This window comes from Occallatibacter riparius, assembly GCF_025264625.1.
In the GTDB taxonomy this organism is placed as follows: domain Bacteria; phylum Acidobacteriota; class Terriglobia; order Terriglobales; family Acidobacteriaceae; genus Telmatobacter; species Telmatobacter riparius.
Window position 1 is genome coordinate 4,523,629 of the sequence record NZ_CP093313.1, and the last position, 12,878, is coordinate 4,536,506.

10 protein-coding genes are annotated in these 12,878 nt (G+C 60.5%); 8 read left to right on the top strand and 2 right to left on the bottom strand.

Annotated elements, in window-relative coordinates; translation table 11 throughout:
* The first annotated feature begins 126 nt into the window (after positions 1 to 126).
* Complete coding sequence (locus MOP44_RS18340; protein ID WP_260791701.1) at positions 127 to 2,631, top strand: tetratricopeptide repeat protein; 2,505 nt, start codon at positions 127 to 129, stop codon at positions 2,629 to 2,631.
* A 49-nt stretch (positions 2,632 to 2,680) separates the two neighbouring features.
* Here MOP44_RS18340 and MOP44_RS18345 read toward each other — a convergent pair whose 3' ends face one another.
* Positions 2,681 to 3,958, bottom strand: a complete 1,278-nt coding sequence (locus MOP44_RS18345) for a sensor histidine kinase (protein ID WP_260791702.1) — start codon at positions 3,956 to 3,958, stop codon at positions 2,681 to 2,683.
* Positions 3,959 to 4,290: 332 nt separating this feature from the next.
* Here MOP44_RS18345 and MOP44_RS18350 point away from each other — a divergent pair, with 332 nt between their 5' ends.
* Both MOP44_RS18350 and MOP44_RS18355 read left to right on the top strand, forming a co-directional pair.
* Positions 4,291 to 6,429 (top strand): thioredoxin domain-containing protein, encoded by a 2,139-nt coding sequence (locus MOP44_RS18350; protein WP_260791703.1) that lies wholly within the window; start codon positions 4,291 to 4,293, stop codon positions 6,427 to 6,429.
* Between the two features lie 102 nt (positions 6,430 to 6,531).
* Entirely contained in the window at positions 6,532 to 6,882 is a 351-nt protein-coding gene (locus MOP44_RS18355; protein WP_260791704.1) for a DUF2200 domain-containing protein, read from the top strand.
* Positions 6,883 to 6,924: 42 nt separating this feature from the next.
* On the opposite strand, the gene MOP44_RS18360 is transcribed toward MOP44_RS18355, so the two are convergent.
* Positions 6,925 to 7,938 carry a mechanosensitive ion channel family protein gene (locus MOP44_RS18360; protein ID WP_260791705.1) on the bottom strand — a complete coding sequence of 338 codons (1,014 nt, stop codon included), beginning with the start codon at positions 7,936 to 7,938 and terminating at the stop codon, positions 6,925 to 6,927.
* A 340-nt stretch (positions 7,939 to 8,278) separates the two neighbouring features.
* Here MOP44_RS18360 and MOP44_RS18365 point away from each other — a divergent pair, with 340 nt between their 5' ends.
* From MOP44_RS18365 to MOP44_RS18385, 5 genes are all read left to right on the top strand, one after another.
* Positions 8,279 to 8,653, top strand: coding sequence for a hypothetical protein (locus MOP44_RS18365; protein WP_260791706.1), 375 nt, complete (start codon positions 8,279 to 8,281; stop codon positions 8,651 to 8,653).
* Between the two features lie 90 nt (positions 8,654 to 8,743).
* Entirely contained in the window at positions 8,744 to 9,142 is a 399-nt protein-coding gene (locus tag MOP44_RS18370) for a hypothetical protein (protein ID WP_260791707.1), read from the top strand.
* Between the two features lie 24 nt (positions 9,143 to 9,166).
* A complete protein-coding gene (locus tag MOP44_RS18375) occupies positions 9,167 to 9,649 on the top strand; it encodes a hypothetical protein (RefSeq protein ID WP_260791708.1) in 483 nt (160 codons plus the stop codon).
* Positions 9,650 to 9,857: 208 nt separating this feature from the next.
* Positions 9,858 to 12,077 (top strand): alpha-ketoacid dehydrogenase subunit alpha/beta, encoded by a 2,220-nt coding sequence (locus MOP44_RS18380; protein ID WP_390905445.1) that lies wholly within the window; start codon positions 9,858 to 9,860, stop codon positions 12,075 to 12,077.
* Between the two features lie 169 nt (positions 12,078 to 12,246).
* Positions 12,247 to 12,876 (top strand): OmpH family outer membrane protein, encoded by a 630-nt coding sequence (locus MOP44_RS18385; protein WP_260791709.1) that lies wholly within the window; start codon positions 12,247 to 12,249, stop codon positions 12,874 to 12,876.
* The last annotated feature ends 2 nt before the right edge of the window (positions 12,877 to 12,878 follow it).

Consider the following 12,878-nt stretch of genomic DNA (forward strand, 5'->3'; position numbering starts at 1 on the left):
AAGTGAAATCAGCCAGGGATACGGTTTCGCGTTGGACCACGCCTGAGGGGCTTTCGCGATGCCGCGCGCATGCGCTGAAGGACACCTTCGGGGGCCGTATTGAAGCGGGTATTTGCAGCACTTGGTTTGACACTGTTGGCGGCCGCAACGCTCTGGACGGGCCGCGTCCGCGCTGGGCAGGAGCAGCAGTCGCCGCTGGTGAAGATGCCGGACGGGAGCGAATTCCTTCCCGAATATGCGCGGCAGCCCTCGATGTTTCGCCCGGCGACGGAAGCGCCGAACAATATTCTGATCGACGCGCCGGTGAATGGAACCATCTACCCGCCCGATGTGATTGCCCCGCAATTCAAATGGCGCGATAACAATCCGGCAGCGACGGTGTGGCGCGTTGAGATAAATTTCGGCGGGAAGGGGAAGCCGATCCGTGTTTCGTCGGATGGCGAGAAGCTGAAGATCCCCGAAGTCGATGCGAGTCTCAGCGGTTATGTTCCGCCGACGCTGAGCCCTGAAGAGCAGCAGATGCACGCGTGGCGGCCCGATGTGAAGATGTGGGAGGAGATCAAGAAGCGCTCCACCGGTGTGAAGGCGATGGTGACGATCAGCGGATACGCGGCCGAGAAATCGGCGCAGCCTGTTTCGAGCGCGCAGGCTACGTTTGAGACATCGCGCGATGCTGTGGGCGCGCCGATCTTTTATCGCAATGTGCCGCTGATTCCTCCGCAGGAGGGAACGACGCAGCGCGGCGTGATCAAGCCACTGCCTGACTCCGTGCTGCCCAAGATTCGCTGGGAGCTGCGGTATATCAACGAGACGCACAATCACCTGATGATGACGAACCTGCCGACGTGCGGCAATTGCCACTCCTTCTCGCGCGATGGCAAGGTGATGGGCATTGATGTCGACGGACCTGCGAATGACAAGGGCCTTTATGCGCTGACGCCGTTGAATAAGGTCACGACCATCAGCAACGACTACCTGGTGCGCTGGAGCGCCTTCAGCGAGGAGGGCGGGCAGAAGCGTTTCGGGTTCATGAGCCAGGTTTCGCCCGATGGCAAATACGTTGTGAATTCGATTGATGTGCCGCGCGCGAAGGGCATGCGCGTTGTCGATCGGCTGTACAACGGTTTTTATCCTTACTACGGGTTTGGGCAGGTGTTCTATCCCACGCGCGGCGTGCTGGCCTGGTATAGCAAGGAGAGCGGCAAGCTGCAGACATTGCCCGGCGCGGACGATCCCAATTTCGTGCAGACATCAGCCTTCTGGAGCCCCGATGGGAAGTGGCTGATTTTTTCGCGTGCCACGGCGAGCAATCCGTATCCGGCGGGCTACAAGCGCTCGCTGTATGCTAACGATCCCAACGAGACTCAGGTGCAATACGATCTTTACCGCATTCCGTTCAATAACGGAAAGGGCGGAGTGGCCGAGCCTGTGCGGGGCGCGAGCGACAACGGCATGAGCAACAACTTCCCCAAGGTCTCGCCCGACGGCAAGTGGATTGTGTTTGTGCGCTGCAAGAATGGGTTGCTGATGCGGCCTGACAGCAGGCTTTACATTGTGCCGTTCGAGGGCGGGGAAGCGCGGGCGCTTGAGTCGAACCTGCCGGTGATGAACTCGTGGCACTCGTGGTCGCCGAACGGGAAATGGCTGGTGTTCTCGTCAAAGAGCCCGTCGTTCTATACGCGCATGTATCTCACGCACATTGACGAGCAGGGCCACGCGAGCCCGCCGGTTGAAGTGGAGAATGCGACGGCATCGAATCGCGCGGTGAACATTCCGGAATTTTTGAATATCGGCGCGAACGATTTGGACCACATTGAAACGCCGGCCATTGATTACTATCGCGAGTTCGATACAGCGCAGCAGCTACAGGACGAAGCGAAATACGCGGAGGCTATTCCCGCATGGAAGGTGGCTGCGGCCAAGGATCCGACGGATGCGCGGCCTTTCAACAATCTCGGTGTGGCGCTGGCTGCAATGGGACAGTTTGATGATGCGATTGATGCGTACAAAAGATCGCTGACGATCAATCCTGAGAGCTCGCAGACTCACAACAATTTTGGCAGTGCCCTGGCCGAGGCGGGCAGGCTCGACGAGGCGATGGAGAACATCCGCACGGCCATCGAGCTGAATCCGGATAATGGCGCGGCGCACGTGAATCTGGGACACATGCTGGAAGTACGCGGCGGCGCGCGCGAAGAAGCGAAGGCCGAGTTGAGGAAGGGAATTGAGCTCGCGCCCAAGCTCTCCGATGGACACAATGTGTACGGCGTGATTCTGGCGCGCGAAGGGCAGATGGACGAGGCCATAGCGGAGCTGCAGACGGCTGTCGATCTCGCGCCGCGCTCGGCTGAGTGCCAGTTCAATCTTGGACGGGCGATGGCGGCGAGCAACCGCTTCGCGGACGCGGTGCCTCACTTCGAGGCTGCGGCCTCGCTCACCGGCGGCAAGGAGCCGGCTATTCTGCAGATGCTGGCCGGAATTTATTCCGACACCGGCCAATATGCGAAGGCGGTGGACGTGGCGCAGCGCGCGTTAGATATCGCCGAGCAGCGCAACGATCGCGAACTCGCGCAGCAATTGCGTGCAAATCTTTCGCGTTATCGCTCGCAGATGCAGACAGGGCAGCAGTGATCCTGGAGTTGTCAGTTGTCGGTTTTCAGGTATCGGCTAAAGGCCACGCTCACGCTAGGCTGCGGTCGTCGTATCGACAGGGATGAAGATGCGGAAGACTGTGCCCAGGCCTTCTTTGCTGCGCACATTGATCGTGGCGCAGGGCATTCCTGTGCAGCAGCTCGAGCGATTCGGGCGAGAGCGCGGATTGGTTGTTTAGCGCGTCTTCGATCGGACCGAGGATCAGCGTGAGCGGCGTGCGCAGTTCGTGGCTCACGTTGGAGAAGAAGGCCGTTTTGGCGCGGTCGAGTTCCGCCAGTGCCGCAGCCCGGGTGCGTTCTTCTTCGTAGGCTTCGGCATTCACGATGGCGGCGGCGATCTGTCCGGCAACGAGTTCGAGAAAGCGATCGTAAGAGGCGGTGAGTTGCCGGTATGGGTTGAGTCCGGCGATGAATACGCCGGCAGGCCGCTCCTGGCCGCGGCGGGTAATGGGAACCATGCGCGCCTGCACGGGAGGCCGGTCCCATACGCCTCGGGGCCGATCGGGGAACAATTCGGCGAGGTTCTCCACCGTCACGGCACGATTGGTCAGGAGCAGTTGCTCGACGGGCCAGGGGAAGTCCTCACTGTCGGTAGGGCTCTCGCGCACGGCGATCTTCTGGCCGAGCTCAACGCCGCTGTGCGCCACGAGGCGGACGCGCGAGCCATCCTCCTCGAACAGGTAGGTGAGGGCGAAGGGCATGTCGCGCTGGTCGGTCAGGCCTCGCGCGATAGCGGCAAAGACCTCTTCGCGCGTGTTGGCGTCAACCAGGGCAGCGCCCAGGGTACCGAGCGCGGCCATCTGGCGCTCGCCGATGACGCGACCGGTGTCTTCCATGACCACGCAAAGCATGCCTTCAATGTGATCGTTGGAGCCGAGCGGACTGTACGAGAAGGTGTGGTAGGTCTCTTCCTGGTAGCCGCTGCGCTCCAGGATCAGGAACAAGGTCTCATCCCACGATGCTTCGCCCGTTTCCATTACGCGCGCGATGCGGGGGCCGATGTCCGACCAGATCTCCGACCATACTTCCGTTGCGGGCTTGCCGAGGGCCCAGGGATGTTTCTTGCCGAGGGTTACGCGGGCGTAGGCGTCGTTGTAGAGAAAAGTTAGCTCCGGACCCCACGCCATCCACATGGGGAAGCGCGAGGTGAGGAGAATGCGAACGGTGGCTTTGAGGCTTTCGGGCCACTTGTCGGCCGAGCCCAGCGGGGTTGTTGACCAGTCGAAGTCGCGCACCAGGTCGCTCATCGGCTGCACCGGGAATTCCATCGCAATTCCGGCATCCGGAGGCACGAACTGGTCTTTCATTGAGGACTTTCTCCTGATTTCGGCCGGCCGCGCTCTTGCGGCGCAAGGACCGAGGTCTAACCAATTCGGGCGCAATGAATACGTGCGGCAGAAGTTAACACAGTGCAGCAATGATAGAAGAGCAAGGTTCGACCCAGGGGGTTGTCATCTTCGACAGATGCACAATATACCCCAATCAGTTGCCTGATTTCCGCTCGGAAAGCAACGAAAGGTAGGCTTCCTCCATCGCGACGCTTTCCGCTTTGGGAAACGAGGTGCCGGCGCGGGTTCGCGCAGGCTCTAGCACCTGCCTCGATTGGCTCCGTTGGGCTTCGGCCATTTATTCTTCGGCCATGCAAGCCCACTTCCCCCCAGGCGATTCCGGGTCCAACCGGCTGGATCATTCGTCATCTTCCTACCTGCGTTCAGCCCGCCATCAACCCGTGCACTGGCATCCATGGGGTGAGGAGGCGTTCGCCCGCGCCAGGGCCGAAGAGAAGCCGATCCTGCTCGATATCGGAGCGGTCTGGTGCCACTGGTGCCACGTCATGGACCGGGAGTCGTACGAAGATGCTGAGACTGCGGCCATCGTCAACAAGCATTTTGTAGCCGTGAAGGTTGACCGCGACGAACGCCCTGACGTGGATTCGCGCTATCAGGCTGCGGTACAGGCCATAAGCGGGCAGGGCGGATGGCCACTGACGGCGTTCCTGACTCCGGATGGGCACCCCTACTTCGGCGGGACGTATTTCCCCCACGACGAGCGCTACGGCCGCCCTGGTTTTCCGCGGGTCCTGGAGACCATGGCGCAGGTGTGGAAGGATCGCCGCGAGGAGGCGCTCGAGTCGGCATCGAGCGTGATGGCAGCCGTGGAGCACAGCGAGACCTTCACGGGACCGACAGCCGAACTGAGCCTAGGCGTCGTGGACAAGATCGCCGGAGCGATGCTGTCGCAGTTCGACGCTCGTAATGGCGGGTTCGGCTCGCAGCCCAAGTTTCCGCAGCCGGCAGCACTCGATCTGCTGCTCGAAATGGCGATGAACCGCGACAACGAGCAGGCCCGCGACGCGTTTCTCACAACGCTGGAGAAGATGGGCTGCGGCGGCACGTACGACCACCTGGCAGGCGGGTTCCACCGCTATTCAGTCGATGAGCGCTGGCTGGTTCCGCACTTCGAGAAGATGCTCTACGACAATACGGAACTGCTGCGCAACTACGTGCACGGGTTCCAGAGCTATGTTCGGCAGGACTTCAAGTCGGTGGCCAACCACATTATGTTCTGGCTTGACTCGAACATGACGGACCGTTTGCGGGGAGGCTTCTATGCTTCGCAGGATGCTGACTACGGGCTCGACGACGATGGCGACTACTTTACCTGGACTCTCGACGAAGCACGTGCCGTGCTTGGTCCGGACGAGTTGAAGGCCGCGTCGGTTTATTACGACATCGGCGAACTCGGCGACATGCATCACAATCCCGCGAAGAACGTGCTGCACGTGAAAATGACGCGAGAGCAAGCGGCGGTGCTGGTCGGTGTTTCGGTGGAGCAGTTCAATCAATTGCTGGCCTCCGCGCGCTCAAAGATGATTGCGGCGCGGGCGCAGCGGCCGATGCCGTTCATCGATCGCACGCTCTATACGGGCTGGAACGCGATGGCCATCACGGCTTATTTCGAAGCTGGACGCGTGCTCCGTAATCCCGCGGCGATCAACTTCGCACTGCTTACGTTGCGGCGTTTGCTGGCAGAAGCGTGGAGCGGCGCAGACCTGCTGAACCACGTGATCGCCTATTCCGATCAGCTTGCGGGCGAGGAGACGCAGAAGATTCCCGGTACGCTGGACGACTATGCATTCACCGTGCACGCCTGTCTCGACGGATGGTTTGCCAGCGGGCGGATGGAGTTCTACCGCGCCGCAATTACGCTCGCAGATGCGATGATCGCCCGCTTCTACGACTCCACTGCTGGTGCGTTTAATGACACGGCGAGCACGGGCGGGACTCTCGGAGCACTCACCGCAAAGCGAAAGCCTCTTCAGGACTCGCCGACGCCAGCGGGAAATCCTACTGCGGCATCAGCACTGCTGCGGCTTGAAGCGCTCTCGAATCTCTCCGAGTATCGCAAAATCGCAGAGACTACGCTGACGTCTTTTGCTGGCATCGTGGAGCACCTGGGCCTCTACGCGGGCAGCTACGGGCTTGCTCTCGAACGCCTGCTTCTCGATCCAGTCCAGGTGGTGATTGTCGGATCTGGCGCTGAGGCAGCGCGGCTCGAAGCGCTGGCCGTGGCGCGCTACAGCGTGAATAAGACCGTCATGCGCATCGGGCCGTTTCGCGTGACGCCCGGAGGTATTCCCGAAGCGCTGGCCCAGATGCTGCTCAACGTGCCGGCGCCGGAAGGGAAGGATGTGTGGGCGATCGTCTGCCGTGGACGGACGTGCCTGCCGCCGATTACGGATGCTGAGGAGCTGTTGAAGGCGCTGGAAGAAAACTGATCGCGCGACGACCTCGTACCCGGGCATCGGGCGGAAGTTACACTGCTGCCAGCACGAAATCGCCCCTCTCAAAATCGCGAGTACGAAGGGGACACAGCCCATATGGACAACACCAGGGTATTCAGGATGTCGTTCGCGAGCGTCTACCCGCTGCTGGTCGCTAAAGCGGAGAGAAAGGGCCGTACGAAAGAAGAGGTTGATGCCATCATCCGCTGGCTCACGGGCTACGATGACGCTACGCTGCAACGGCAAATCGAGACGAAGGTCGATTACCAAACCTTCTTCGCCCAGGCTCCACGTATGAACCCCAATGTCTCGAAGATCACCGGCGTTATCTGTGGCTATCGAGTGGAGCAGATCGAGGACAAGTTGATGCAGCAGATCCGTCACCTGGACAAGCTGGTGGATGAACTGGCCAAAGGAAAGTCCATGGACAAGATCCTGCGCAAGTGATCGAGATCGAGGTGACATCATCGGCCGGCTCAGCGGCCGATATCATCCTTCACCAGTGAACGGGTTCGTCTCCTGGGGCTTTAAAGTGGTTGGATCTGCGGCTTTAGCCGGCTCCTCGTGCGGGGTTCTCGCTGTGGCAAGAGCCTGCCCTGTTTCGCCGAACGAATTGAATACGCGCATGGGGTCGCCGGGCAACATGTGGTTTTGCTCCAGCGCCAGCCTCACGCGGCGCTGAAATTCACGCATGGGCCCGTACTGTTTGGTCGGCTTGGTCTTGAAGATTACGGGGAAGATCAGCTGCGATCCTTTCACTGAATCGACGCCAAGAATCTGCGGATCGGCCAGAAATGCATCCTTGAATTCCGGCTGGTTGCGGACGTCATTCGCGATCGAGGTCAGAATCTCCAGCACCTTGTTTGGATCGGCGGAGAAGTCGACGCTCACATTGATGGTGGCGTTGTTGAAGTCGACGCTCTGGTTGGCCACCGTGGTGATCTGCGAGTTGGGAATGACGTAAAGCGTTCCGTCGCCGCCGCGGACGGTCGTCTTGCGCAGCGTCATGGTCTCCACCGTGCCGGTCAGCCCGGCCACGGTCACCACATCACCCACGTTGAACTGGTCCTCCAGCAAGATCATGGTGCCGTTCAACATGTCTTTGACCAGGTTCTGCGCCGCGAGGCCTATGGCCACTCCGGCCACGCCGGCCGAGGTCAGCAGCGGGCCCACGTTCACCCCAAGAGCCTCAAGGAACTGCAAACCGACGATGGCGAAGATGATCGCAAGGCCCGTGGTGCGGACGACGCCTGCCAGCGTCTTGACCTGCGCCACGCGCACTATGTCTCCGCCGTGCCGCTCCGCCAGGCGGATCATCCGGTTCGTGATGAGCCGCAGAATACGTGCCAGCACGAGGGCAACAACGGCCAGGACAACCAGGTGCGGCAGCTTCGTCCGGACGAAATCCTGGGTGTCGCTCGCCCACTCGTCGAGGACCTTCCCCATGAACCGTCCTTCGGCAAATAGTCCGGTTCTTATCGTAAACAGGGCGAAACCGTGCATCCCCGCTCCCCCTTTTCCCTATCTATATTGATCAAGCGGGAATCCATATGCCCGCGGAAGTAGTTGTTTCGAGGCCAACAGCCGACCAAGCCCCGTACATTAACTGTAGCTGCAGCACCTACTTGCAACTTGATATCGGGTGCCTCTGCCGGGTGACAAAAAAATGACGAGTCTTTAGTCGATTTTCACCCGAGCGCATGTGAGAATGGCTTATCGCGCTTCCCTTTTCCCATGTGTGACTTGCTTATTTCTCCGGCCTCATAAGGAGTCTCCCATGCCAAGCGGCACACCCAGGGGTAATCGTCTCGATGCTCAACGACGCCCGCGTCGGAGTACGTGGTTGCGGGGCGTTGTTCTCGTTTTCGCCACGGCCACTTTGCTCGCCATCGCTCAGGAGGCGCCTCCGGGCAGCCCGGATCGGCCCCTGATCGATCCTGTCCTGAGCAAACCGCCCGACAAGAACGCCCAGATGCAAATGCAGCAACAGCAGCAGACCAAAAAGGCCAGCTATGAGGCTGCGAACACCGAGCGCAGGCGGCAGATCGCTGATGACTCTTCGAAGATCCTCGAGCTCGCCACCGAGCTGAAAAAAGAGGTCGACAAAACGGACAAGGACACGCTCTCGATCAATGTCATCCGCAAGGCTGAGATGATCGAGAAGCTTGCCAAGGGCGTCCGCGAGAAGATGAAGCTCACCGCCGGCGGACCCAGCTAACGTCCTGGTTCTGCGGCAGAGATGGTGGCCATGCGAGTTCAACTGAGACGACAACGAACCAGCACCTCGCAATGTGTATGCGGCCGGTCCGTGCGCGCCTGGCTCCTCTGCCTGTTCTGTGCCGCGTCTCTACTTCCTGCATTTGGGCAGGCAACGCCCACCTCGCAGAAGCCTACTAACCAAGCCGAGCCCAAGCCTTCGACCCTGCTGAGGCCCGACGCCAATCGGCTGCCTGACGCGAATGCCATCATGATGATGCGCCAGGAGAAGGTCACGAAGGTAAAGTTCGAGGCGGCCAACACGGAGCGCAAGCGCCAGTTGGATGAAGACAGCCTGGCGCTGCTCAAGCTCGCCGCCGAGGTAAACGGGTACCTTGATTCGACGGGCCACAAACCCTCACCTGAGTTGCTGCGCAAGATGGAGGAGATTGAGCGGCTCGCGCACAACGTGCAGGTGAAGATGAAGCTCACCATGACCGCGCCAAAGTAAGAGATGGCGAAAAGGAAAAGGGAAATGTTCGAGCATACTTCCCCTGGTTCGAATCGTCGATTTGCAGCTTCGTTGCTTAACGCGCGCCGGGCCTTTGGCTCTCCCGAAGTGCTGGCGCTGGCCGCGTTCCTGGTGCTTCCGGCGGCGGCGCAGAGCCCGGTGATGCCTTCCGGACCGTCAGGACCATCCCCCAACCATTTTGGGCATCGTCAGCAGCCGCAGCCGGAGTCCGAGATAGGAATGGACGGGCGCATCGAGGCAAGGAGAATCGTGCAGCTGAACCTGCTTCGGCAGAAGTCGATCATCTCCGATTCCGAGAAGCTTCTCCGCCTGGCGCAGGAACTCGATAACGATGCCAAAGCTGGTGCATCGGCCCTGTCGCCGGCAGAGCGCATGCGCAAAGCGGCCGAGATTGAGCGGCTGGCGAAAGAGGTTAAAGAGAAGATGACCTACAGCATCGGAGATCCGCCTCAGCCCGCTACTCCATTCGCCATCTATACGCGGTGACCTTGCGGGCTGAACTCGGCAGGCTCCCTCCCTGCCTCGAATGCCTCCCGGGTTGTACAATCACGGGTGGACTTCCGGGTTATGGCACGACCGGAGTCGCGGCTTCCCAAAGCCAGGAAAGTTGAGCCGAGACTACGACTTAAGTTCGTCCCGGTTCAGTTGTGCGCTGGAGAGGTGATCCTCCGAAGCAGGGAATTGAGATGCCGGAATGAGGGAGCAAACGGCGATGGATCTGGCAGTTTCCAGCCCGCGGGGGCTTGGGCAAGAAGAATTGAACGGCGAGCTCAGCCCGCAGGCAATGATCGACATCTACCGGTTGATGTACATGTCTCGCCGGATCGACGATCGCGAAATTCTCTTAAAGCGGCAGAATAAGATTTTCTTTCAGGTTTCCGGGGCTGGGCATGAGGCTCTGCAGGTGGGCGCGGCGCTGGCTCTGAGGTCCGGATACGACTGGTTCCTCCCGTACTATCGAGACCGCGCGCTCTGTCTCGCTCTTGGCATTTCGCCGACCGACATGTTTCTGCAGGCGGTGGGCGCTGCAACCGATCCACAAAGCGGTGGCCGGCAGATGCCCTGCCACTGGAGCAGCAAGCCGCTGCACATCGTGAGCACGTCTTCGTCGACCGCGACGCAGATGCTGCATGCCATTGGGTGCGCCGAGGCAGGTCGCTATTACAGCGCGCATCCTGAGGCCGCCGAGAAGGCCAACGGCGATTACCGCCAGTTCGCCGGCGTTGAGTTCCATGGCGATGAAGTGGTGCTGGCATGCATCGGCGAGGGGTCTACGTCGGAAGGCGAATTCTGGGAAGCGCTTAACACGGCCTCGAACCAGAAGCTGCCGGTTATCTTCCTGATTGAAGACAATGGCTACGCCATCAGCGTGCCGGTGGAAGTGAACACGCCTGGCGGCAATATTTCGCGCCTGGTCGCCAACTTCCCCAACTTCCACTTCCAGGAGATTGACGGGACCGACGCTGAGACGTGCCTGCGTGCCTTCCAGAATGCTGCGCGCTGGTGCCGCGCGGGCAATGGCCCCGCGTTTGTGCATGGCCATTGCATCCGGCCCTACTCACACTCGCTCTCGGATGACGACAAGCTTTACCGCTCGGCGGCGGAGCGCGAAGCCGACGCCATGCGGGATCCGATCCATCGCATGCAGATGCGCCTGCTACGGGACAAGATCGTCACTACGGACCAGATCACCGAGCTCGAGCACAAGTGGGACCAGGAAGTGATTGAGGCTGCTGACGCCGCGCTGGCTGCGCCGCTTCCGCAGATCGACAGCATTTCGAAGCACGTTTATTCGGAAGACCTCGACATTACTGCGCCGCCGTTTGCGAACGAGAACGCGGCGGAGGCTGGTTCGGCTCCCGGCAAGTCAAAGAGCTCGCAGGGAAGCGCGCCGAAGACAATGGCCGACCTGATCAACGCCTGTCTGCACGATGAAATGCGCCGCGACCCGCGCATCCTCATCTACGGCGAAGACGTTGCCGACGCGAGCCGCGAAGGCGTGCTGGGTGAAGCGAAGGGCAAGGGCGGAGTCTTTAAGCTGACTGCCGGCCTGCAGGCGGAATTCGGCGGGGAGCGCGTGTTCAACTCGCCGCTGGCTGAGGCCAATATCGTTGGCCGCGCCGTTGGTTATGCAGTGCGCGGCATGAAGCCGATTGTCGAAATTCAGTTCTTCGACTACATCTGGCCCGCCATGCATCAGATCCGCAATGAGCTGGCGCTGATGCGCTGGCGCTCGAATGGCGCGTGGGCTTCGCCTGTTGTGATTCGCGTGCCGATCGGCGGCTATCTCACCGGCGGATCGATCTATCACTCGCAGTCGGGCGAAAGCATCTTCACGCACATTCCGGGGCTGCGCATTGCCATGCCGTCGAACGCCCTCGACGCCAACGGACTGTTGCGCACAGCGATCCGCTCGGACGACCCGGTGATGTTCCTCGAGCACAAACGGCTTTATCGCGAGACTTATGGCCGCGCGCCTTATCCGGGGCCGGACTTCGCGATTCCGTTCGGCAAGGCGCGCACGGTTCGCTCCGGGACCGACATCACCCTGATCACCTACGGCGCAGTGGTTCCGCGTGCATTGCAAGCTGCGCAGCTTGCTGAGCGCAAGCACGACATCTCGGTGGAGATCATCGACCTGCGCACGCTCAATCCGTATGATTGGGAAGCCATCGCTGAATCTGTCCTCAAGACGAGCCGCGTCATCGTTGCGCATGAAGACATGATGAGCTGGGGCTACGGCGCTGAGCTTGCCGCGCGCATTGCCGATGAGCTCTTCGAAGACCTGGATGCGCCGGTGAAGCGCGTCGCCGGTATGGACACGTTCGTGGCCTATCAGCCGATTCTCGAAGACGTTATCCTGCCGCAGCCGGAGAAGATTTTGCAGGCGATTGTGGATCTGAAGGCGTGGTAGTCCCGGGCCGCCTGCGCTCAGATTGGCTCGTTTCTCATCCTTTCGCGGCGTTTTGCGGAGGATAGGAAAAGAACCGCTCCGATTTCTTTGTGCCTTTTTCTTACGCGCAGCGTCTGTTCCTCAGTCGTCCCGACAAAATAGAGTGCACCCGAGAGGAACTCCCTGGCCCATGAAGCGCGCCAAAGCCGTTTCCGTCATTCTGGCTGCAGGAATGTCGCTTGCAGCCGCAGCCCAAAATCCAGCCGCCACGGCCGCGGGCTCAACGCCGGCTCCAAAGGTGGGCATCATTCAGTTTCAGGCTGCCGTGACCGCGACGAACGAGTTCCAGCGCGACGTCGCCGCTCTGCAGAAGAAATTTCAGCCTCAGCGCGATCAATTGAAGAGTCTGAGCGATGAGATAGACGCGTTGTCCAAGCAGTTGCAGAGTCAGGGCGCAACGCTCAGCGATGCCGATCGTACAGCCAAGGGTCGCCAACTCGACGAGAAGCAGAAGCAGGCGCAACGCCTGGCCGACGACGCCCAGAACGACTACTCGCAGCAATTGCAGGATGTATTTTCCAGAGTGGCGCAAAAGGTGGATCAGCTCGTGCTCGACTACTCCAAGCAGCAGGGCTTCACCGTAGTCATAGATGGGGGCGCCACCGGACAACAGGACCAGACCCCGATGGTGCTGTATTGGGCCCCTTCGACGGATATCAGCAAGACCATTGTGGATGCTTACAACACCAAGTCGGGTGTGCCTGCGCCGCCGCCGGAAACGCCTTCCGCTCCTGCACCGGCGCCTGCCGCGCCCAGATAGCA

Excerpts from the sequence above, each read along its gene's own strand:
- MOP44_RS18345 (WP_260791702.1), bottom strand. The coding sequence starts at position 3,958 with ATGAAAGACCAGTTCGTGCCTCCGGATGCCGGAATTGCGATGGAATTC.
- MOP44_RS18385 (WP_260791709.1), top strand. The coding sequence starts at position 12,247 with ATGAAGCGCGCCAAAGCCGTTTCCGTCATTCTGGCTGCAGGAATGTCG.
- MOP44_RS18360 (WP_260791705.1), bottom strand. The coding sequence starts at position 7,938 with ATGCACGGTTTCGCCCTGTTTACGATAAGAACCGGACTATTTGCCGAA.
- MOP44_RS18375 (WP_260791708.1), top strand. The coding sequence starts at position 9,167 with ATGTTCGAGCATACTTCCCCTGGTTCGAATCGTCGATTTGCAGCTTCG.
- MOP44_RS18355 (WP_260791704.1), top strand. The coding sequence starts at position 6,532 with ATGGACAACACCAGGGTATTCAGGATGTCGTTCGCGAGCGTCTACCCG.
- MOP44_RS18380 (WP_390905445.1), top strand. The coding sequence starts at position 9,858 with ATGAGGGAGCAAACGGCGATGGATCTGGCAGTTTCCAGCCCGCGGGGG.
- MOP44_RS18350 (WP_260791703.1), top strand. The coding sequence starts at position 4,291 with ATGCAAGCCCACTTCCCCCCAGGCGATTCCGGGTCCAACCGGCTGGAT.